Origin of the sequence: Chryseobacterium viscerum (genome assembly GCF_025949665.1) — a bacterium.
Lineage (GTDB): Bacteria > Bacteroidota > Bacteroidia > Flavobacteriales > Weeksellaceae > Chryseobacterium > Chryseobacterium viscerum_A.
Genome location: NZ_JAPDFT010000001.1, coordinates 3,116,168 through 3,139,799 on the forward strand (window position 1 = coordinate 3,116,168; position 23,632 = coordinate 3,139,799).

At 37.5% G+C, this 23,632-nt stretch carries 17 protein-coding genes; 4 read left to right on the top strand and 13 right to left on the bottom strand.

Annotated features, from left to right (window positions below; genetic code table 11):
• The first annotated feature begins 5 nt into the window (after positions 1-5).
• The 3 genes from OL225_RS14025 to OL225_RS14035 all read left to right on the top strand — a co-directional run bounded on the left by OL225_RS14025 (position 6) and on the right by OL225_RS14035 (position 2,390).
• Positions 6-1,286, top strand: coding sequence for an MFS transporter (locus OL225_RS14025; RefSeq protein WP_264518659.1), 1,281 nt, complete (start codon positions 6-8; stop codon positions 1,284-1,286).
• A 5-nt stretch (positions 1,287-1,291) separates the two neighbouring features.
• A complete protein-coding gene (locus OL225_RS14030; RefSeq protein ID WP_264518660.1) occupies positions 1,292-1,846 on the top strand; it encodes a cysteine hydrolase family protein in 555 nt (184 codons plus the stop codon).
• Positions 1,847-1,973: 127 nt separating this feature from the next.
• On the top strand, positions 1,974-2,390 hold the full coding sequence (locus OL225_RS14035; protein ID WP_264518661.1) for an EamA family transporter: 417 nt from the start codon (positions 1,974-1,976) through the stop codon (positions 2,388-2,390).
• 355 nt (positions 2,391-2,745) lie between these two features.
• Here OL225_RS14035 and OL225_RS14040 read toward each other — a convergent pair whose 3' ends face one another.
• The 8 genes from OL225_RS14040 to OL225_RS14075 form a co-directional block, all read right to left on the bottom strand.
• Complete coding sequence (locus tag OL225_RS14040; protein WP_264518662.1) at positions 2,746-3,585, bottom strand: SH3 domain-containing protein; 840 nt, start codon at positions 3,583-3,585, stop codon at positions 2,746-2,748.
• A gap of 22 nt (positions 3,586-3,607) precedes the next feature.
• Positions 3,608-4,435, bottom strand: coding sequence for a 50S ribosomal protein L11 methyltransferase (prmA, locus tag OL225_RS14045; protein ID WP_264518663.1), 828 nt, complete (start codon positions 4,433-4,435; stop codon positions 3,608-3,610).
• Positions 4,436-4,722: 287 nt separating this feature from the next.
• Complete coding sequence (locus OL225_RS14050; RefSeq protein WP_047374071.1) at positions 4,723-5,436, bottom strand: 3-ketoacyl-ACP reductase; 714 nt, start codon at positions 5,434-5,436, stop codon at positions 4,723-4,725.
• Between the two features lie 164 nt (positions 5,437-5,600).
• Positions 5,601-7,187 carry a calcineurin-like phosphoesterase C-terminal domain-containing protein gene (locus tag OL225_RS14055; RefSeq protein WP_264518664.1) on the bottom strand — a complete coding sequence of 529 codons (1,587 nt, stop codon included), beginning with the start codon at positions 7,185-7,187 and terminating at the stop codon, positions 5,601-5,603.
• 45 nt (positions 7,188-7,232) lie between these two features.
• On the bottom strand, positions 7,233-8,681 hold the full coding sequence (locus OL225_RS14060; RefSeq protein WP_264518665.1) for a SusD/RagB family nutrient-binding outer membrane lipoprotein: 1,449 nt from the start codon (positions 8,679-8,681) through the stop codon (positions 7,233-7,235).
• A gap of 11 nt (positions 8,682-8,692) precedes the next feature.
• Positions 8,693-11,656: a SusC/RagA family TonB-linked outer membrane protein gene (locus tag OL225_RS14065; protein ID WP_264518666.1), complete on the bottom strand. Its 2,964-nt coding sequence runs from the start codon at positions 11,654-11,656 to the stop codon at positions 8,693-8,695.
• 475 nt (positions 11,657-12,131) lie between these two features.
• Positions 12,132-12,878, bottom strand: coding sequence for a glycerophosphodiester phosphodiesterase family protein (locus OL225_RS14070; RefSeq protein WP_264518667.1), 747 nt, complete (start codon positions 12,876-12,878; stop codon positions 12,132-12,134).
• 170 nt (positions 12,879-13,048) lie between these two features.
• On the bottom strand, positions 13,049-16,132 hold the full coding sequence (locus OL225_RS14075) for a TonB-dependent receptor (protein ID WP_264518668.1): 3,084 nt from the start codon (positions 16,130-16,132) through the stop codon (positions 13,049-13,051).
• 324 nt (positions 16,133-16,456) lie between these two features.
• Here OL225_RS14075 and ligA point away from each other — a divergent pair, with 324 nt between their 5' ends.
• On the top strand, positions 16,457-18,463 hold the full coding sequence (gene ligA, locus OL225_RS14080) for an NAD-dependent DNA ligase LigA (protein WP_264518669.1): 2,007 nt from the start codon (positions 16,457-16,459) through the stop codon (positions 18,461-18,463).
• Between the two features lie 78 nt (positions 18,464-18,541).
• Here ligA and OL225_RS14085 read toward each other — a convergent pair whose 3' ends face one another.
• The 5 genes from OL225_RS14085 to kdpC all read right to left on the bottom strand — a co-directional run bounded on the left by OL225_RS14085 (position 18,542) and on the right by kdpC (position 23,630).
• Positions 18,542-19,000, bottom strand: a complete 459-nt coding sequence (locus OL225_RS14085; protein ID WP_264518670.1) for a hypothetical protein — start codon at positions 18,998-19,000, stop codon at positions 18,542-18,544.
• 31 nt (positions 19,001-19,031) lie between these two features.
• On the bottom strand, positions 19,032-20,747 hold the full coding sequence (locus OL225_RS14090; protein WP_264518671.1) for an ATP-binding protein: 1,716 nt from the start codon (positions 20,745-20,747) through the stop codon (positions 19,032-19,034).
• A gap of 5 nt (positions 20,748-20,752) precedes the next feature.
• Positions 20,753-21,862, bottom strand: coding sequence for a histidine kinase (locus tag OL225_RS14095; protein ID WP_047374055.1), 1,110 nt, complete (start codon positions 21,860-21,862; stop codon positions 20,753-20,755).
• Between the two features lie 57 nt (positions 21,863-21,919).
• Positions 21,920-23,005 carry a porin gene (locus tag OL225_RS14100; protein ID WP_264518672.1) on the bottom strand — a complete coding sequence of 362 codons (1,086 nt, stop codon included), beginning with the start codon at positions 23,003-23,005 and terminating at the stop codon, positions 21,920-21,922.
• A gap of 67 nt (positions 23,006-23,072) precedes the next feature.
• The gene (gene kdpC / locus OL225_RS14105; protein WP_047374053.1) at positions 23,073-23,630 is read right to left on the bottom strand and encodes a potassium-transporting ATPase subunit KdpC; all 558 of its coding nucleotides are present in this window, start codon (positions 23,628-23,630) and stop codon (positions 23,073-23,075) included.
• Positions 23,631-23,632: the final 2 nt, after the last annotated feature.

Consider the following 23,632-nt stretch of genomic DNA (forward strand, 5'->3'; position numbering starts at 1 on the left):
AAAAAATGAACAAATTAAGTAATATCAGTACATTCCGGGCTTTCAGAAGCACCAATTACACGTTGTATTTTTTCGGGCGTTCTGTCTCTCAATTTGGAACGTGGATGCAGCGTACAGCCGTAGTGTGGGTTGTATACAGCATGACCCAGTCTGCCTTTATGCTGGGACTCACCATTTTTGCAGAACAATTCCCTTCATTCTTATTTTCAGCATTCGGCGGGGTTGCAGCGGATCGGTACAACCGGTATAAAATTATACAGATCACTCAAATTTTATCATTAATTCAGGCATCTCTACTGGCTTTTTTGGTAATGACGGGACATCAGAACATATGGAGTTTCATTATACTCAGTGTTTTTCTAGGCATTATTAATGCTTATGACATTCCGGCCCGGCAGGCTATGATTAATGAAGTGGTAACGGATGACGAAGACCTTCCAAGTGCTCTTTCTCTGAGTGCAGCTATGGCAAGCATCGCTAAATTGGCGGGTCCTGCCCTTTCCGGAATCATCCTCCAAAAATTCGGGGCTGGAACCTGTTTTCTTATCAATGCAGCCAGTTTTGCAGCAGTAATGCTTTCAATTTCTATGATGAAAATAAAGATCACTCCGAAAAAATCAGCTAAAAAAGGAACTTTTACAGAATTAGCTGAGGGTTTCAGGTATCTGAAAAAAGAACCATCTATCAGTCTGGTCATCATCATGCTGAGTATTACAGGTTTGCTGATTTTACCTTATGATACTTTAATTCCCGTTTATGCAAAGGAAATTTTCAAAGGTGATGCTAAGACATTCGGCTATATATCCAGTTTCATCGGGATCGGAGCGGTTCTCGGAACGGTATTTCTGGCTTCGCTGAAGAAAGGAGCAACCATGAGGAACATTCTTATTCTGAGTACAGTTATTCTGAGTTTTGGACTGATCTGTTTTTCATATGCTACCAATTTCTACTGGTCTATGTTCTTTGCTGCGCTCACAGGATTAGGTGGTGTCGCACAGTTTACGACCTGTAATATTATTGTCCAGTCTGAAGTAATTCCCGAAATGCGTTCAAGAGCGATCAGTATTTTATTGACTGCTATATTCGGGATGCTGCCTGTGGGAAGCGTGCTCATTGGATTTGTTTCAGAGAAAATAGGAGCACCAAAAACCTTATTGATGGAAGGAATTGCAGGAATTTTAGTTGCTGTTGTCTTTAGACATTTATTATTTAAAAAGAACAAGATAAAAGCAGTGACCAAACAACTTTTAGAAGAATCTGAGGAACAATTTATTAATAAAGTGTAATGAAAATGGAAAACATAAAAACAGCATTATTGGTGATGGACATGCAGTCATCAATACTAAGTAACGTACATGATACACAAGAACTGTTATCTAATGTCAAAGAGGCTATTAAAATTGCCAGAAACCGCCAAATTCCGGTTATTTATATTACAGTAGGGTTCAGACAAGGAATGCCGGAAATAAGCTCCAAAAATAAAGCATTTTCAGTAATTAAACAGCATATGGCAGATGTTGATATGAAAGACTGGATTGCTATTCATCCTGAACTTACTCCTGAAGAACAGGATATCGTGATTACCAAGAGAAGATTCAGTGCTTTTACAGGAAGTGATCTGGAAGTTATTCTCCGCGGACTTGATATTCAGCACCTGGTATTGACAGGAGTATCTACCAGCGGTGTTGTTTTATCTACAGTAAGAGAAGCTTCGGATAAAGATTATCAACTGACAGTGATTGAAGATTGCTGTAAAGACAGTGACAAAGAAGTGCATAACATCCTGATGAATAAAGTTTTCCCAAGACAGGCCGACGTTATTACCGTAAGTGATTGGATAAAATAAATAAGAGAAGAATACCATCATTTTATTACTTATTTTGGCTATCTTTAAGTAAAGAATACAAGGACGATCATTAAAATGGAGAGGCTTATCAATAATACAGATCAATAATTTTTAAAACTTAAAAAATATGTGGTGGGTATATGCAATTCTTTCAGCTTTTTTTGCTTCATTAACCGCTGTTTTTGCTAAGATCGGAATCACCGGGGTTAACTCAAACCTGGCAACAGCCATAAGAAGCGTTATTATTTTACTGGTCGCCTGGGGAATTGTGTTCGTACGAAGTGAATACAAAGGAATCCCGGCGCTTTCCAGGCATAATCTTATCTACATTGCCATTTCCGGAGTTGCAACAGGACTTTCATGGATATTTTATTTCAAGGCTCTCCAACTCGGAAAAGTAACGCTGGTTGCTCCGGTTGACAAACTAAGTGTAGCATTGACGATTGTTCTTTCTGTTTTATTTCTTGGGGAATCCCTTACCCTAAAAACAGCTATAGGAGCTTTATTGATTATTGCTGGAACTGTTCTTTTAATTTTTGAATAAAAGAATATACCACATACCTATTCCATCCGCTTCACTGGCTGAAAATTCCGTTTCACCTATCTATTTCGCTGAATCAGTTTATCTTTTAACTTAAGAGATGCGAAGACCTATTACTTTTACATAGTAAACGCAGCCGAAAGGTCACTTAGTTAGTTTTAATTAGTATCAAGGAAACATTGATTAAGGATCAATAAAAATCTTTTTGTGCTTTAATTCCTTGTAGCCTTTATGGCTTAACTATACACTTAATCATGTTTGGGTAGGATTGGATCGGTTTGTTCCAATCCTATTTTTATGGACTTTTATACAATAAAAAACCGCTGTAGCTACAACGGTTTAATTTATTTTGAGGATATTATTTTAGCTTATAAGAACTTCCGTTCCAAAGATAGGTTTTGGAAGAGCTTTTCTTCTTCTCTCTGTCTTTTTCATCCACTTCCATGTCTTCCACTTTTAGGATAAATGCGTTGGAAATTCCTCCTTTATCATTAGGAAAAACATATTCTTCGCTGTGATAAAAAGCTCCTGCATCACCCACATTCGTTAATTGCGGAAGGATCATCAGTTTTTTATCCTTAAAAAGAACATACTGATCATAGCCTGCGATTCCACAGGCTTCACCGGAAACCATTGCTTTCAGAGTCAATTCAACATTCTGCAGTTTGTGGCCGCTTTCTATATTAAATGCCGCTGAATTCAACTCCTCTCCTCTTCCTGTATCAAAATACACCTCATCAATGAGTGTATTTCCTTCCATTACTTTTATTCCTGCAATGTTCTGTTTTTCGATCTCATTGTATTCTTTATTCTTCCTGTCAATTGTTTTGGAAAGCCCAAAAAGGAAATCATATCCGTTTTTGTTACGGTATCCTATACAAAGATTACCTCCCCAAACATATCCTTCCAATGTACTCTCTCCCTTCTGATAAGAGATTTTATACCAATTGGCCGCTCTTTCTCCCAACTTCAGCACAGTTTCTTCTTTTTTAAGAATCACCACCTGCTGATTGGTCTGTAATGAATCTATAATCTGAGTATTAACACCCGGATCCAATCTCACGCGGGTCCAGTCTGTAAAGATTTTCTGCGTTTTATTTTCTTCAAAACCAAAGACTCCATCTGCATATACTTCACTTTCCTGTGCTGTAAAGAACTGCAGCATCAGTAGAAATAAAGCTGTCCATAAAGTTTTCATATTTGTATTTTGTTTTTTGGTGTTATTTTTCAAGAAGTAAGCTTACCCATTCTTCACGTTGTAGCTGCTTTTTCAGCTCAAGTCCGCTTTCTTTACATACTTCCAGAATATCATCTACGTCAAAGAAACATAGTCCTGAAAGTAATAGTTTCCCACCGTCATTCAATACTGAAACATAAGTCGGGATATCTGAAATCAGGATATTTCTATTGATATTGGCTAAAATAACATCAAAATTCTCTTTTCCTAAGTTTTCAGCAGTTCCCTGTTCAATATCCAGTTCTACATTGTTTCTTACTGCATTTTCTTTTGAATTTTCTACCGACCATTCATCAATATCGATAGCTTTTGTATCTCCTGCTCCCTGCTGTTTTGCATAGATTGCCAATACAGAGGTTCCACATCCCATATCCAGTACTTTTTTACCATTGAAGTCAATATCCATCATTTGCTGGATCATCAGGTGGGTGGTAGGGTGATGCCCTGTTCCAAAAGACATTTTAGGCTGAATAATAATTTCATGCATTCCCGGTACTGATTCGTGGAATTCTGCTCTGATCAATACTTTGTCATCAATATTGATTGGAGAGAAATTCTTTTCCCATTCTTCATTCCAGTTGATATTAGGCATTTCTTCGAAAGTGTATTCGATTTTTACGTTTTCGTTTTCAAAGATCGGAAGTGCTTTCAGCTGATCTTCCTGAAACAATTCTGTCTGGATATATCCTAAAATTCCGTCAATTTCTTCTGTAAAGCTGTCAAAACCTATTTCTATAAGTTCTGCCATTAAAATCTCATTCCAAGGTTGCAATGGAGAAATTTTGAAATTGAATTCTAAATAATTTTGCATGTGACTAATTTGCTGCAAAAATACTAATGTTATTATTGTTAAAAAAATAGTGGAGGAATTTTTGGCTGAAACCGGGGAGTTTTTTCTGGTTTTTCCCACAGATTACTCAGATGACACAGATCTTTTGAAATGTGAAAATTTCTAAGTTTTGGCTGAAGCCCCAAAAGTTAGCCAAAGAGAAAGCGGGCTAAAGCCCGCTCCTATTGAGTTTCATTATTCAAGGCAGGTTAAGATCCATTTTTTGACAGCTTTAAACCTTGAACTTTAAATTTTAAATTTTAAATCTCTTATGGATTTGTAGAGAAAATAGAACCATTTGCAATTAATGCTCTTCTGTTCATTTTCAGGATATCTCTTACCCATTCTGCAAAGTCTTCCGGCTGTAATACTTTATCAGGATTTCCGTCTGTAAGTCCTCCCTGGATACTCATATCTGAAGCAATGGTACTTGGAGTCAGGGTGATCACACGGATATTCTGTTTTCTCCATTCTGCCATCATTGACTGTGATAAAGAGACTACTGCGGCTTTTGAAGCGGCGTATGCGGACATATTCGGACCTCCTTTCAGACCTGCTGTAGAAGCTACGTTTACGATATCACCTTCTCCTTTAGCTTTCATAAATGGATGAGCTGCTTTGGCTGCGTAATACACTCCGAACAGGTTGGTCTTAATAACCTGCTCCCATGTTTCAGAAGGCATTTCTTCAATACTTCCGAAATCTCCGATCCCTGCATTGTTGATCAGAATATCAATACCTCCCAATTGTTCTGCTAAAGATTCTATTCCAGCTTTTACCTGAATTTCATTGTCTACAGAAAAAACTGCATATGCTGAGTTGACTCCCAGTTTCTTGATCTCTTCAACTGTCATTTTAAGATTTTCCTCGTTTCTTCCTGTAATGGCAACGTTTACTCCTTCATTGGCTAATACTAACGCTACAGCTTTCCCTAATCCTCTTCCACCACCTGTTACAATGGCATTTTTCCCGTTTATATTCATAGTAATAATACTTTTCTTTATACAAAGTTACGAAAGTACATTTTTATGAAGCGGTGAAAACATGGATTTAATTTATATTTTATTAAACCTCATCAAAAATTAAAACCGGCTCATAAGAACCGGTTTCAAAATCTAAAAAAAGGTATAGTAAAAAAATAAAATGCTTAAGGAATCTGAATTGAATTCTGAACTTCAAATTCTTCTGAAGCAGTGAATTCATTTCCGTACATGTCAACAGCTTTTACCTCAACTTTATGCTTTCCTAATGGTAATTTTTTAGGAAAATCTGCTTCCCAGATGTGCTTTGACATTTCAGGATTGGAAGGTCTCCTTCCCGGAAAAATTTTCTCTGTAGAATCCCATTTGAAAACAGAAAGAGCAAAATTCGGATCTATGGTTTCATCATACTCCATTTCTTCCCATTTTCCACCATCTATTCTGTATTCTACTTTATCTTTTTTGCTTCCCATAAAGAAGTTGGCTAATACTTTGGCAGAAGTTCTTGATGCAGGAATCACTTTCGGAACATATAGTTTGATCTGATAATCATCCGGTTTTCCCGCTGTTTTGTATTTAACTTTATACTGGTTGTCTGCAAAGCTGATGAATGAATATCCTTTTGCCGTTCCGTCTCTCATCGTTGAGGTAGGAAGTCCGGCATCATCCTGTGTTCCTGAATACCAGTCGCCACAAGTGGTCCCTACGTTATATTCGTGTAGTTCTTTGATACCGTTCCAGCCTGCTTTTTTACCATAGAAAATCTGCTGCTGGATATGCGTATGTGCTGATAAAAGCAATACATTCTGGAAAGGATTTAAGAAATCAAATAATTTCTGACGATCCGCATTTCTGAAGCTGTCTTCGTTGTTGTGTTCTAAAGGAATATGGAAAGATATCACGATCAGTTTATTTTTATCAACCAATTTCAGGTCATTTTCGATAAACTGAAGCTGGTCTTCACGGAAACCACCCCAATAGCCTTTACCATCTCTGGGATCGGGGTAAAGTATATCATCCAGAATGATAAAGTGTACATTACTATAGTTGAAAGAATAATTGGCAGGACCAAAATTAGACTCAAATGTTTCATCTGAAAGACGGTCTTCCTTCGCATCGTAGTTCATATCATGATTCCCCATTACATTATACCAAGGCAGCCCCACTTCTCTCATTACATCAGCGTAAGGCTTTTGAAGGCTTAGATTATCTCCTACCAGATCTCCTAAACTGATTCCCAATACTGCATTCTTTTTGGTGTTCTTCACTTCATTTACAATTCCTCTTTTGAAATAATCCAGTTCTTTTTCTGTGTAAGGCTGTGGGTCTCCAAAAACAAGGATATCAAAGTTTTTGGTTTCGTTTTGCTTATAAAGCGGAAAGTTCAACTCTTTAGGAAGATCTCCTGTAGCAGCAACTCCTTTGTATTTGAAATCAGCCGGAAATCCTTTTGGTTTATGATGATAATAGAACTGTGGAAGATTGTTCGCATTTAAAGCGGTCTGGTATCCTGAAGGTTTGATGACAAAAATAGTCTGATCTTCCTGAACCGGAAGACTGTACCGCCCGTTTTTATCAGTAAGAACTACCTGAACTCCATTGGAAACAGCTACACCTTCAACTCCTTTTTCGCGGTTTTCTTTCTTTTGATTTTTATTGCTGTCTTCGTATACATATCCTGAAACAGAAGTTTGCGAGAATGTCATTGCTGAAACCAGGATGCAAGGCACTAAAAATTTTATATTGATACTCATTATCTTTTAATCTTTAAATTATTTTCAATTTTTAAATTCAGTTTATTATTTATTCCACCACATTTTCACATTGATGTTATCTCCTCCCATGGATTGTACCGCTGCATTATAATTATCTGTATTCATCACTTTTGTAGTGGTAGGATACATGAATCTTACAGGCATCTGTCCTCCGTTCTGAAGTCCTCCGTTATTGGGTAATGCAGGCAGTTTTGTACGTCTGTACTCATACCATTGCTGATGGTCTACAAAAAACAGGGAAATGTATTTTTGAAGCATCAGTTTCTGAAGAGAACCATCATAGGCTACATTATTATTACTGAAATAATTGGCAGGAACTGTTGCTCCCCATTGCTCAATAATTGACTTTACTCCCGTTTCGTAATAGGTCTGCTGATTTCCGGTAATAATTCCTTTGTTCACGAGTTCTGCCAGAATAAACTGCACCTCAGAATAGGTCATGATTAAGATTTTCAGCGGTGCTTTTGCCAGGTTTTGGTTAAGGTTAGAAGGCTGATAGTTGAAAGCTGTTCCCAAAGCATATCCTGATGGGGCTCCTTTATAGCCAAGATCTTCTCCAGTGGTTGCTTTCGCTTTGGTAAAAAACATACTCAGCCTTGGATCATTATTATCTTTCATAGCATTTACAAAGAATTCTCCTGCTGATCTGTATGCTGTAAAATCCTGAGGGCGGGCAATTGGCGGCAAGTATGGAGATACTCCTGAAAGTGGCAGCACTGCACTGTCTGTATTATTCTGGAAAACAGGGTATTGTGCAGGGTTATTAACGATTTCCTGAATTCTTTCATGTACGTTCACTTCACCGTTTCTGCTCAAAATCCTCGTTAACAATCTTAATGAAAGAGAGTTACAGAATTTTTTCCATCCCAAGATCCCTGTCTGGCTATTGGTATTGGCATTGTAAAATAAATCTGTTTCAGCTAATGCCTGGTTTGGGTTGAATAGTGAATTGGCTGTTTTCAGATCATTTAAAAGCTGGATATAGATATCTTTCTGTTTATCATATTTTGGTCTCAAAATATTCTCTTCAATTTTCACAGCTTCAGATAAAGGCACATCTCCGAAAGCATCGGTAAGATTGGAAGCGATCCATGCATTCAGGACCATTGATATTGCCAGATAGTTATTATTCTGTTCTTTCGTGGCATATTTTCTAAGGTCGCTTACCTGCTTAAGCCATTTATAAGAGGTATTCCAGTAACCGTTACCACTTTTTTCGTCCATATAGTATCTGCTGTACGTATTTCCTTCATTTGGAAAGTCTAAAGCGATCTGCATGATATCAAAGGTAAAATCATCTGCTCTGTTATATCCGTAACTTCCCATTTCATACTGGATGGGTGCAAGAAGACTTCCTACTGAAGGATCTTTTATTTTGCTGGTATCTGTATTGATTTCTTCAAAGGTTCTGTCGCAGGACTGAAGCATAAAAACAGAAGCAGCCAATGTCAGATTTATGATTATTTTTTTCATTTTTTTAGATTTTAGAATTTAAGATTTAACTGAAAACCAACTGTTCTTGCCGTTGGAAGCTGTCCCATTTCAACCCCTGGAGTAATGGTTGCATTATCCAGCGTAGCTACTTCAGGATCAAACAGAGGGAACTTCGTCCACATCCACAGGTTCTTTCCGAAAATGGCAATGGTAAGATCATCCAGACCTAAAGATTTTATGGTCTCTTTCGGGAATGAATAGGCAATTCTTGCATCTCTCAGCTTAATAAAATCTGTACTGAAGCTGTTGGTTTCCACATTGGCTCTTCTATAGTAATCTCCATAATAGGAAGATACCAGTACTCCTTTTGTATTTGTACTGAAAGATCCGTCAGGATTCTGGACAACTCCATCTCCTACAATCATTCCGCCAGGATTATCTCTTCCCGGAAGGGTAGATTTCAGTTTCCCTTGTTCAGACATTTTATGATGTGACTGTGAGTAAGCAATACCTCCGTACTGACCATCAAATGAGAAGCTTATTGTAAAGTTTTTAATCTTGAAATCATTCTGAAGGCCTGCTCTCCATTTCGGGAATGCATTTCCTACTTTTTCAATATCTGCAGGTCTTCCCGGAAGTCCGTTATCTCCGTAAATTACTTTTCCGTCCGGAGTTCTTAATAATTTAAATCCATACATATCTCCAAGAGAACCTCCCACTTCCATTTTATAGAAGACCACATCACCTACGTTGGAAACGATTCCGTCAAATCCTTCAGGTAAAGTCATCACTCTGTTTTCGTTGGTAGACCAGTTTCCACCTACTTTCCATGAGAAGTTTTGACCTTTTACAGCTAAGATATCTGCTGAAAGTTCAAGACCTCTGTTACGGATTTTTCCTGCATTGATCACTCTTTTGGAATATCCGCTTTCGGAAGGTAATGAAACAGGAATAATCTGGTTTTCACTGACGTTCTGATATGCGGTAAGATTCACATTCAACCTATTTTTGAAAAGGCTGAAATCCATACCTGCTTCAATATTGGTGTTTTTCTCAGGTTTAAGAGAAGGATTATTAAAAGTTGTAGGTGCCACCACACTTCCGGTAATATTGCTTGCCGAATAATAGTTATCCAGAAGATAAGGATCACTGTCTATTCCTACTTTTGCCCATGAACCTCTCAGTTTCCATAAGTTCAGGTTGTTACTTTTTAGCTTAAAAATATCTGATAAAATGAAGCTGGTACTTACTGAAGGATAAAAGAATGATCTGTTCTGTTTTGGAAGTGTAGAACTCCAGTCGTTTCTTCCGGTAACATCTACAAATACTTTATTGTCATATCCCAACGTAAGTAATCCGTAAACACTGTCTACATGTTTATCTCTTGGTGCAGGATATTTGACCGGAATAGAAAGAGCGTTGGTAAGGCTGTATTCGCCTGCTGTTTTCAATCCGATGGCCTGATAATCAGTCATCAGATATTCATTATAGCGGATACTTCCTCCTGCTGATGCTGAAATACTGAATTTATTCCAATCTGCTTTGTAAGAGAATAAAAGGTCATTGTTATATTCCTGATTTTTGATAAACTGTTCTCTGTAGAATCCCTTCAGATAGTTTGCAGAACTCCATGGCCTTTTGGTAGTTCTTTTTTCATTCAGAATTTCAATACCTGATCTCAGCATCAAACTGAAATTTTTATTAAACTGATAATCTGCCGTAATGTTTCCTGTAATAGTCTTTTTTCTGACCCCATTCAGCATTTCGTAAGCGATCATATAAGGGTTATCAATAAAGGAGCTGAAAGGATGGATCTGATCAACCTGTTCCTGACCCGGCTTCCAGATCGGCTTATACCATTCAAGATCCACATTAGGATTCTGGAAGATCATGAAATAGGAGATCGACTGGTTGTTGTATCCCGTTGCAGGGAGATTATCACTGGAAGTAGTGTTGTAGGCAAATTTTGTAGAGATTTTTAATTTTTTGGTAAGCTGATGGGCAAAAGATAGGGCAAAATTGAATCTGTCAAAGCCGGTATTCGGCATCATCCACTCATTATTAAGGTACGTAAGTGAAGATCTGAAACTTGTTTTGTCGTTTGAGCTTTCTACTGAAATACTGTTTGAATAGGTAGAACCTGTTTGCCAGAAGCCTTTAATGTTATTTTCATAAGGTCTCCACAATTGTCTTTCTTTGCTCTGTCCCAATACATTAGGATCATATTGAAAATAATACTGTCCGGCGAATTTTGGCCCGAAAGCACTACTTGTACCGCCCGTACTTGGTCCATCTGCGGAAAGGCCGTAAGAATAGTAAAAATTGCCTGCCGTATTGGTTGCCAGAGTTCCCTGTCCGTATTCATACTGCCAGTCCGGCCATTTCAATACGGAATCAAAGCTTGAGGAAGAATTAAAAGTCACTCTCAGTTTTCCGTTCTTTGTTTTACCGGATTTTGTAGTGATCATTAATGCTCCGTTAGCAGCACGGGATCCATATAATGCAGCTGCAGAGGCTCCTTTCAATACAGTTACAGATTCAATGTCATCCGGGTTGATGCTGTTCAGTCCGTTTCCAAGATCAATCGGAACATCTCCTCCGGAGCCCGCTCCATAAGCTGCCGTACCGGAACCTGTAGTAGAATTTCCCAATGGAACGCCATCCACTACAATAAGAGCATAATTATGATCCATCATAATGGATTTCTCTCCTCTCAAAGTAATTCTGGAAGTTCCAAGCGGCCCTGCTCCGGCAGTCTGAATTTTAAGACCTGCCACTTTCCCTTCCATTGACTGCGCCCAGTTGTTATTCTGGGTTTCTTCAAATGTTTTGGCTTCTACTTTTTCGGCAACATACCCCAAAGCCCTGTCATGTCTCTTGATCCCTAAAGCAGTTACTACTACTTCATCAAGCCCTTTAATCGTGTCTTTTGTAACTTTCTGCTGAGCCGCCAGATTAACGCTAACCAATCCTAACAGTGACAAAACCAACAGTTTTTGTGTCTCTTTACGCATTTCCTTTTTGTTTGCGCAAAATTAAAGCGACATTATAAGGATGATCTTAACACAGTTTTAACGTTTCTTAAAAATTTATTAAACGATATATTAATCTACCCTTAACAACATTGAATAAATATTTAATTATCAGACATTTAATCAATTAAGTCTATTTAATACCATTCTACAATTGTATTTACGTATCTTTATTGTCTTTCCTTGAGATAATACCACACGAAATACACAACAAATTAATTTACATACATATAAATCATACTTTTTTTATATCTCAGAAAATTAAGGAGTAAGTTCATAAAAAAAGAACAGTCTGCCTCCTTTAAGGGACAGACTGTGTAAATTATTAATTATTATTGAGGTGGTTGGGAAATACCTTAAACCACCCCGGCAAAAATTCAAAGAACTTTTGCTACCCCTCCGGAGGAGGGGAATATTTCGTCCTTCGGTTGTACTATTCGTGAAGGATATTCAATCATTATTTATTCTTTAACTGATCCGGAATATTGGTTGTAACAAACCCAATTCCTTGCTTTTTCAATTCATCATATACGGCAACATCATTTACAGTCCATGAATTGGTAATTAATCCTAATGTTTTTGCTTCAGCAATCCAGGTAGGATTTTTCTGGAAAACACTGTAATGATAATCCATACCATCCAATCCTTCTTTTTTGATCTGCTCAGGAGAAAGTTCTCCGTTCAGGTATTGAACTTTAAAGGAAGGTTGCTGTTTTTTGATCTCTTTACAGATATTAAGACTGAAAGAAATAAACTCACTCTGAGATTCCAGCTTCATATCCTTAATCATTTTGATCGTTTTCTGCGTGATCTCATTTTCAATTTCCGGAGTTTTGGCTGGTTTGATTTCAACGATCAGCTTCAGAGCTTTATCTTTTTTTCCCTGTTTCAAATAATCTTTTAATGTGGGAAACTTTTCTCCGTTGGATAATTTCAATGCTTCCAACTCTTTAAATGTAGCTTCTGAAATTTCCATTTTACCATGGTGTTCATCGTGATTGATTACCAATACACCGTCTTTTGTCATTCTTACATCAAATTCAGACCCATATATTTTTAATTTCTGGGCATTTTCCAAGGACTGTAACGAGTTCTCCGTTGTAGGAGGCTGAGCCTGGAAATATCCTCTATGGGCAATGATCTGGGTTTGTGCTTTCATCATAACTGTACTTAAAACTGCTAACCCTAAGATAAAATTTTTCATAATATAATTTAGATTATTAAAAACAAAGTCCTAAACTTCTGATAAAGGTAGTTATTAAAATATGGAAACCACAAAGGCATAAAAGATTTTCTGGCTAAAATTAAGGTTCAATGCTCCTTAACCTGCCGTTTCAATTTCTTTTATGTCTTCTGTGGTTTTAAAAACAGATATTAGAAGGAATACTTCGCTCCGATCTGGATCTGGTATGGATTTCCTGACATAGGAACCAAACCTCCTCCACTTACGTTTTTGGTGTACTCATACTGCATGGTATCCTTATTAAATTTGGTTACTTTATACAAGGATGTATTTCCATATGAGTTATTTACACCCCATTCTTTATTAAGCAGATTCGCCACGTTGAAGATATCTACAGAAAGTTCAAAGGCTCCTACTTTATCAAATTTAATTTTTTTCGCTACACGAACATCCCAAACCCCATAGAATCCATTTTTACCTCCGTTACGTTCTGCAATTTTTCCATTGTATTCGTTGATGTAATCTTTCAGAGCTTGTCCCACTTGCGGATCATCCAAAATCGATTTGGTAAGGTTCGGGAAGATAAAAGCAAGGTCATTGGAATCTACGAAGTCACCATTGATATTCCCTCCTGTTGTTGCTGAGAAACGCGTTCCTCCGATTCCTGAATATCTGATTCCTAAGGTAAATCCGGCAATTGTAGGAGAGTTACCATAGATAACTACTTTATTACGGAACTGGTTGTCAGAATAAGTCATTCTTAAATCTCTCGGATCACTCTGAATCATGGTGGATAATGTGGCAGAGTTGGCTACGTTTCCGTTGTAAGAGGTATTGTCTTTAATGTCAGACCACGTATAACTTGCTGTGATTTCCCCATCTTTCCAGTAACGGTAGCTTGTATCAATCACGAATGAGAACTGGTTTACTTTACCATCACTTACCAACTCCAGTACTCTTCCGAAATTATTATTGATTCTTCCCTGTTTCCAGTCGAAGCTTACACTGTTATTGGCATTATTGGTAATAGCACCTGTAGGGATAAATACTCCTCTTCCACCTTCATTAGCCAGGGTAAAGAAAGGATTGGCTACCATGTTTCTGTCATAGTAATAGTAGTTATTTCTACCTAAAGCCATATATCCTGCGATTCCCGCTCTGAACCTTTCATTGAAGAAATGGGTATAAGATATATTCGCTTTATAAACGATTGGAATTTTTGTGTCTTTACCGGTATAGTTAATGGTTGGAATCTGATACTGGGAAAGCGACGGAACCGAGTTATAATCATTTCTGTAGCTGTTGAAATCCGGGAACGGAACATCTTTACCTGTTACATCTACTGTAGCAAGGTGTCTTCCATCAAACACCAGGTTATTGATGATCATATAATTGTTGATATCTGAAGAGAAAATTCCGGCTCCGAACTTCAGGAAGTCTTTATTTCCTTCATTGATATTCCAGTCAAACTGGAATCTTGGCTGAATTACGAATGATTTGATCTGATTATCTGTTCTGATTCCCATTTCATCAAACAGTTTCTGGTTGAATTCTGCCTTCGGGTAACCACCGTAGTCTAATCTTAAACCAGCCATTAAATCTAGACCTTTTGCGATTTTCGTCTGAAACTGCCCATAAATACCAATGTTCCATATATTTGATCTTACAGACGGATCTTCCATCAAAGGAACTTCTCTGTAGAATCTGTAAGGCGTCATTGCATCAAAATTACTCATTCCCTGAAAATGGAATCTTCCGTTCACCTCACTTCCGTATACCGATTTTGCTGTGGTATACATCAGATCTGCTCCGAAAGTATATTTTACTTTATCGGTATTGTAATACAAATTATCTACAATCTGAAATACATTGTTTCTAAAACTTTCCTGAGCAAAACGATGCCCTCCGATCTGAATATTAGTAGACCCCGCACTTGAAGACACCCCTTCCACAATAGCTCTCGGAACAGGTTTCCCCAATTGATTGTTCTGGTAACTGTCCTGGAAAGTATAAAGGTACTGCGCTTTCAATTCATTGGTTAAATTAGGCTGCAGGTTTGATCTTAAAGTCAATAACAAGCTGTTATCAAGATTTTTGTCATTTCCATAAGATTCAAAGAAATTGATATTGGTATTATCACCAAGACCGTTTTTATTAAGGTCGTAAGTAAAGTTGTTTCTAAGTGTTAATAAGTTCTTCTCATTGATCTGCCAGTCTAAACGTAAAAATCCGGCATCCGAGTTTCTTACTTTGTCAAAACTTCCAAACTGAGGGCCGCTTCCTACCCCATATTTTGCTCTGGCAATATCCACAAACTGATTAAGCGTCTGCGTGGTAGTATTGAACCTCTTTTCATCATCAGGAGATTTGATATCTGCAATCACCAATGGTCTAGAATCCAACTGATGATCCCATGCTACGAAGAAATGTAATTTATTTTTAATGATGGGTCCACCCAATGAAAATCCGAACTGAGAAGTTGAGAAATCATTGTCTCTTTTGTTTCCTCTGATGTCATATGGACTGGAAAGCCAGTTGGTTCTTAAATATTCCCAGGCACTTCCTGAAAATTTATTGGTTCCTGATTTGGTAACAGCACTTACCGTTCCTCCTCCGCTTCTTCCCAATGTCACATCATATTGGTTGGTAGTAATTTTGAATTCACGTACTGCTTCAATGGAGATAGAAAAAGGGGCGCCGCTTCGGCTGGTAGTAGATCCTGCAGAAGTTGGATTTTTTGCAGTCATCCCGTCAATGGTAAAGTTGGTAGAAGACCCTAACTGTCCGGAAAGGTTTCCGCCTTTTCCACTTAACGGTGACAGTTCAGCAAGGTTGGTAAAGTTTCGTCCGTTCACCGGAAGCATGCTGATATTTTTTGCAGAGATTGCCGTTGCTGCTCCAAGGTTTCCGATTTTGTTTTTAAGGTTTCCGGTAATTTTTACTTCTTCAATGGTCTTTTCGTTCCCCAGATCCATATTTACAGTAACCTGATCTCCGAAGTTCACATTGTAACCTTCTTTTTTATCATCGTTTACAATAACTGTATAAGGGCCTCCAAGAGGAATTTCCTTAAAAATATACTCCCCTTTTGAGTTGGTTTCCGTTTCCGTTCTGAACCCTGTAGATTCATTCACGATCGTTACTTTCACTTTTTCCTGAGCCGTACTTCCCGGCCCGGTAACTTTCCCTACAATAGAAGCCTGCGTGGTCTGTGCATACGCCATTGTCCCAAGCCCTAAAAACAATAATCCCAGTACAATCTTTACTTTTTTCATTTCTTCCGAAGATCTTTATGATTAATTTTTTGATGTTCGCCAGGAAACCTCTTTGATTTTCATGCTAATAGATGATGTTGAGGTTTCTTTCAATCAGATGTGCAAAGGTATTTTGACTTTAAGGGCGGGGTGTTTAAGAAAGCTTTAACATTTTTTTAATTAAATCAGAACGTTATGTTAAATTACTTTAAACATATGTTTTATTTCCTACACAATCAGTTCGTTAAGGCATATTACGCATTCTTAATTTTCCTGTACTATTTAATTCTGTTATTTTTTAAATGCAATTACTTTAGTTATTTTTGCTCAAAAGATAGAAAACCAATGTCTGAAAACATTCAACAAAAGATAGAACAGCTCCGCAAAGAGCTTCACCAGCATAATGAAAATTATTATCAACTGGATACACCCACCATTACGGATTTTGAATTCGACATGCTTCTGCAGGAGCTACAAGATCTGGAGGCCAAGTACCCGGAATTCTATGATGAGAACTCTCCTACTGTACGCGTAGGCGGTGGTGTTACCAAAGTTTTCCCTACTATTCAGCATAAATTCAGAATGTACTCACTGGATAATTCTTATGATTTTGACGACCTGGAAGACTGGGAAAAAAGAATTATCAAAACCATTGAAGATCCTGTAGAATTTGTTGCTGAACTAAAGTATGACGGTGCTTCCATTTCTATTCTTTATGAAAACGGAAAGCTCTCGCAGGCAGTTACCCGTGGGGATGGCTTCCAGGGAGATGAAATCACTCCGAATGTACGTACCATTTCAGATATTCCTTTGACTTTAAAAGGTGATTTCCCAGCTCAGTTTTTTATGCGTGGAGAAATTTATCTGACCCGAAAAAACTTTGATAAAATCAATAAACTGCGTGAGGAAGAAGGTCTTGATCCCTTCATGAACCCAAGAAATACAGCCAGTGGAAGTTTGAAAATGCAGGACAGCGCTGAGGTAAGGAAGCGCGGACTTTCTTCTGTACTGTATCAGTTTATCTCAGAAGATATTCCTGCGGAAACGCATTGGGAACTGCTTCAGAAAGCCCAAAGCTGGGGATTCAAAACCTCTCAGCAGGCCAAATTGTGCAAAACGATGGCTGAGGTACAGGAATTTATCACGTTCTGGGATACGGAACGTCATAACCTGCCATTTGAAATTGATGGGATTGTTTTAAAAGTGAATTCATTACAGCAGCAGAGACAGCTTGGTTATACCGCCAAATCTCCCCGTTGGGCAATGGCTTATAAATTTAAAGCTGAAAAGGTAGAAACAGAACTTCAGAGTGTTTCTTATCAGGTGGGAAGAACGGGTGCCATTACTCCGGTTGCTAACCTTAAACCTGTTTTATTAGCCGGAACTATCGTAAAAAGAGCTTCTCTGCATAATGAGGATATCATCAAAAAACTGGATCTTCATGAACATGATTTCGTGTATGTAGAAAAAGGAGGTGAAATTATTCCAAAAATCGTAGGCGTAAACACAGATAAAAGGACAGAGGAGAGCAAAGAAATTGAATACATCAAACATTGTCCTGAATGCGGAACAGAACTGGTAAAAATTGAAGATCAGGCCATTCATTTCTGTCCGAATGAACTTCACTGTCCGCCACAGGTAGTTGGAAGAATGATCCACTATGTTTCCAGAAAAGCTTTGAATATTGACAATCTTGGAAGTGAAACCATTGAACAGCTGTACAGAGAAAAACTGATTGAAAATCCTGCAGATTTCTATGTTCTGACAAAAGAACAGCTTCTTCCGCTGGAAAGAATGGCTGAGAAATCTGCTCAGAATATCATTTCAGGAATTGAGAAATCCAAAGAAATTCCTTTTGAGAAAGTTTTATACGGAATCGGAATTAAGCATGTGGGGGAAACAGTTGCTAAGAAACTTGTCAAAAACTTCCCAACGGTTGAGGAACTAAAGAATGCAACTGTAGAAGAGCTTTGTCAGGTAGAAGATATCGGTGCCAAGATTGCGGTAAGCATTGTTGAGTTCTTCCAGAATTCTGAAAACGTGTTGATGATCGAACGTTTAAAATCTTACGGAGTACAGCTTGAAAAAGGAGAAAGCACAAATGAAGTATTATCCAACGTTCTGGAAGGGAAAACGTTCCTTTTCACCGGAAAATTATCATTATTCACCAGAGAAGCAGCTGAGGAAATGGTAGAAAAGCATGGCGGAAAAAACATTTCTGCGGTTTCTAAAAACCTCAACTATCTTGTTGTAGGTGAAAAGGCAGGAAGCAAGCTGAAAAAAGCTCAGGATATAGGAACCATTCATATTCTGGATGAGCAGCAATTTTTGGATCTGATTGAGAAACAATAAGTTTAAATAATATTTTCACAAAAAAACCATTGATTTTTTTCAATGGTTTTTTTATATTCTGTGAACATACTCAATGTTTTACTTAAAAACAATAAGGGTATATGGAACACTTTCCCCTGCTTTAGGCAAGATCAACCTGATATGCTCCTTATTCCTGTAGTAATCTGTGTAAGGCTCTTTGGTAATAATCTTCCCTTTCTCAGTTTCTTTATATCCGGCTGTCAATATCAGTTTAAGATATTGATCATATTCTTTTTTATCTTTAAACTCAAATTCAATTCTATCTTCTGATTTTTCTTCTTTGTATTCAAACTTTCCGATTTTCGAGGTGTAGTCAGCGGAATCATATTCGGTTAAAAGAAATCCTAAACCTTCTGTTCTGTCATAAAATTTGAACTGAAGCTGTTTCATTTCCTTTTTAAACTCATCCATGGTAAGTTTATTGAACCCCTTAAGCTGTTCTAATGTGAAAGTCTGTGCAGAGACCTGAATACCTAGTAAAACTGAAAATAATAAGAGTCCTAAAGTTTTCCTCATTTCTATTTTTGTCGCAAATATAAAATAATCCTTATGAAACCGGCAGTCTGAAATAAAATGTACTTCCATTATTCAGAGAACTCTTCACTCCTATTTCTCCGTGTTGCTTTTCAATGAAATTTTTTGAAATGGCCAGGCCTAAGCCCGTTCCGTTCTGATGCTCTCCGGGAACCTGAAAATAGCGGTCAAAGATCTGGCGGTGGTATTTTTCATCAATTCCGCTTCCGGTATCAATAATACTGAACTGAATAAACGAGTTCAGTTTTTCAACTACAATCTTGATATTTTCGTCCTGAAAAGAGTGCTTTACCGCATTGGTCAGGAAATTATTCATCACCCAGACTGTTTTATCAAAATCTGCGTTTACAGCATCACTTTCTTCCAGAAGATATTCTGTACTGATGGCAATATTTTTCTGCTCAGCCAGTTTTTCAACATTCTTTACAGCAGTCTGTACAATTTCTTTCGGAGAACATTTTTCAACCGTCAGTCTGATATTTCCGGATTCTACCTGAGAAAGATTAAGCAATTCTCCTGTGATATCCAATAACCGCTGTCCGTCTTCATTGATACTTTTCAGTAATTCCTGCTGCTGCTCGTTCAGTTCTCCGAATTTTTGGTTTCCAAGGAGCTGAACCCCCATTTTGATGGCTGAAATTGGTGTTTTCAATTCATGGGAAATCGTTGCAATAAAGTTGGTTTTAGCAAAATCCAGTTCTTTAAAAGGGGTAATATTTCTCAGCAAAATTACCTTTCCGATATATTTCTTTTCTTTTTCGCCTGTTTTTACAATATTGATAGGAATAATATCCTGTTCAAAATAATTTTCCTTGTTATCACGGACAATCTTAATCGGATCTTTTACCGGGTGGTCAACATTTTTTAACAGTTCACGTATCAGATCATTGTTAATTGCTACTTCATGGGCCGTTTTTCCAATAATTTCTTCTTTATGTAGGTTTGTTATCTTCAGTGCTTCATCATTGATCATATAGATAAAATGATTCTCATCAAGGCCAATCACAGCATCATGCATATTGTTGACCAATGTTTCGATACGTTTTTTATCCATCAGCTGTTTGGAAAGTGTACTGCTTTCGTACTCCTGAAGTTTTTCCGCCATAGTATTGAATGAATCTGCCAGACTGCTGAACTCTTCACTTCCTTTGAAATGCACCCTCTCATTATAGTTTTTATCAGCAATCTGTTTGATACTGAAGGTCAATTGATTGATAGGCTCTGCAATGGTTTGGGGTAAATTGAAAAGCAGGATAAAAGCAATCAGAAAACATACGGTTCCCAAACTTACAATCCAGAAAGTGGCATTTTCTGCTGTAATGATCGCGATATCACTCTTCCGTTCTATACCTTTCATATTCAAAGACATGATCTTAGCCAGATCTTCACGGATGAGTTTTTCTTTATTGATATCCGGTGCTTTCAGATAACTGCTGAAATGCATATTGAGGTTTTGAGTGGCTTCTCTTTCTCCAAATTCTGTAAGGTTTTTTTCCTGCAGCTTATTATTTTTTCGAAAATCTGCTATCGCAACAGTACTATCAATACTGATGTTATCCAGCGCCAGAAGCATGTTTTTGGAAAACTCCAGACTGTTGTAATTGGCCGTAAGGATCTTTTCAGTATCGGATTTTAATTTATTAATATATACAGAACCTATCACTGAAAGCAGAACGATCAGCAGAAATAAAAGGCCAACGCCTAAGGTAAGTTTCGTTTTAAGTTTCATTATTTTTATGATAAAATAATAATATCTATCTGTCTTTCATTCAGCCTGTTCATGAGGGTATAGATCCAGCTGTACCCCAGCATCCGCTGCCAGAAACTGGCGTGAGGTTTACCAATGCAGACCGTTGTGATATTATGAGCAATCACATATTCCAGGATTCCGTTATGAACACTGCTTTCTTTGATGCGGACAACTTTGGCACCTAATTCCTGTGCTAAATTAAAATTATTAATTAAATACCGCTGTTTATCGAGTGCAATTTTTTCCGGATTTTCGGAAGGTTTCTGAACATACAAAACAGTCCATGGACTGTTATAATAACTGGCTAATCTTGCTGTTTTCCGGATAATTGTTTTAGCAATTTTCTCGTTGCTGCTGATGCAGGCCAGGAATTTTATGGGTTTAAAATTTTCAGTTTTGATCTCAGTTTCCACCTTCCTTTCCACATGAGTGGCCACTTCTTTTAAAGCTAATTCACGAAGCTGGAGAATATGCCCGCTTTGGAAGAAATTACTGAGTGCGGTCTGAATTTTCTCCTTTTTATAGATTTTTCCTTCTTTTAAGCGCGTCAGCAGTTCATCCGCAGTAAGGTCGATATTGACAACTTCATCGGCTAGAGCCAGTATCTTATCCGGAACCCGTTCTGCCACTTCTACTCCTGTGATTTTCTTGACTTCTTCATTCAGGCTTTCAATATGCTGAATATTCATGGCACTGATGACATTGATCCCGTTATCAAGGATTTCCAGCACATCCTGCCATCTTTTTTTATTTTTAGAACCTTCTACATTAGTATGAGCAAGTTCGTCCACCAAAACCACTTCAGGATGTTCATTAATGATAGCCTGAAGATCCATTTCTTCAAGATTTTTTCCTTTATAAAAGACCGATTTTCTTTCAACCTCAGGTAGTCCTTCTGCCAGCTCCACGGTTTCTTCCCGGCCATGGGTTTCTATATAGCCTATCTTTACATCAATGCCATTTCGCAAAAGGGAATGTGCTTCCTGAAGCATACGGAAGGTTTTTCCTACACCTGCACTCATCCCGATATAAATTTTGAATTTTCCTTTACGGGATTTCTGGATAAGTTCTAAAAAATCTTTTGCTGATGACATTGATTTTATTCTTTTTAATTTTACTTTAAACACTTTTCACTGTGGTTAAGCTGATTACTAAAACCAGGCTGAAAGACTTGTTGTAATGAAGAAATTTCCTTTTCTGAATTCATCGTTTTTCGCAAAAATGGCATCTTTAGCAGTAAAACCTCTTGCCTCTGTGCGGAAAACCACATTTTTAAAGATCGCATAATCTACATTGAGAGAATATCCAAAAGTCTGAAATCCATTGGGAGTTTCTGTATTGATAATCACACCGTTCTTATCATTGTAATATTCTAATCTTCCTGCCAATGCCCATTTGTTGTCTAATTGATATTTCATTAATACATTTGGGCTGTACCAGATATTATACTGTTCGCTTCCTTTTGACTTCTGTTCTGCTCCGATATCAAATCCTAATACTGCAGAAAACTGATCTGTTAGCTGAAAGCTTCCATACAAATCATGGAAATAGCGCATTCTTTTATCTTCTTTAGCTTTATCATTCCCGATAAATGAGCTGCTGTTCAGGGTAATTTTATCATTGGGTTTATAGGTCACCTGATGTCCGAAAGAAATACTCTGGTTTCCTTCCGGTTTTGCAATTCTCTGCCAGCCATTCAGTATTAATCCGCTTAAAAACCATTTCCCATTATCTGAGGTGTAAGAAATTTTGGCACCTGTTTCAAAATAGGGAGAGTTTTCTGCAGCAAAACTTCTGGTAAGATTGATATTATCTTTTCCTATAGCACTTTCCCAGCCGATATGAGACGGCATGATCCCTGCATCAATCCACAGGTTTTTATTTTTAGAAATTTTGATCCCGATATTGGCTTCGTTGACATAGCGCAGTGCATTCTGCTCAGCAGCCATATTATCCTGTGCATAAGTTCCAGCCATTAAAGCTACATTGGCCCGTAGATTTTCACTCTGATAGTTCGCTTTAACCAATCCAAGATTAAGATTCATTTCATTATGTCTGTTATATGAGTATAAAAAGTTTTGGCGCATATGATTGCCCGGCTCATTAAAATCATAAGTATAAAAGAGTTCTGCATAAGCAGAAAATGTCACTTTATTCTCTGTTTTCAATGAATCTGATGATTGTGCTTTGGCTAAAAATAGTCCTGATAGCACACATATAGCTAGATATTTTTTCACTATTATTAAGGTATGTTAATCATGTCAAAGTTTAAAACCTTAACATGATTATCGATTATTAAATTTATTATTTTAATTGATCCAAAGCGATATTAAGCTTCAGAACATTTACTTTTGATGGTCCGAAAAGTCCTAAGAAAGGCTTTTCTGTCTGATTATTAATTAAGCTTTTAACTTGCTCTTCTGAAATATTTCTCACTTTTGCAATTCTCCTTGCCTGATACAATGCTCCTTCTTCAGAAATATCCGGATCCAGCCCACTTCCACTGGCAGTTACCAGCTCTACAGGGACTTTCACACCTCCCATTTCAGGATTGTCCATTTTTAAAGTGTCAATTCTTTTCTGTACAATTTCCAGATATTCCTTGTTGCTTGGACCTTTGTTGCTCCCTCCACTTCCTGCTGCATTATAATTGACAGAGGAAGGACGGCCGTGAAAGTATTTTTCAGATTTAAATTCCTGCCCGATATTGGCATAGAACTTCTGCCCTTTATTGTAAACGATTTCTCCGTTTCCTTTGTTCGGAAGTATTCTAGAACCTGCGTATACAACTGCCAGATAAATACCTGTAACCACCAGCATTACAACAGTTAATCTGAATGCTGAGACAATATGATTTTTCATTT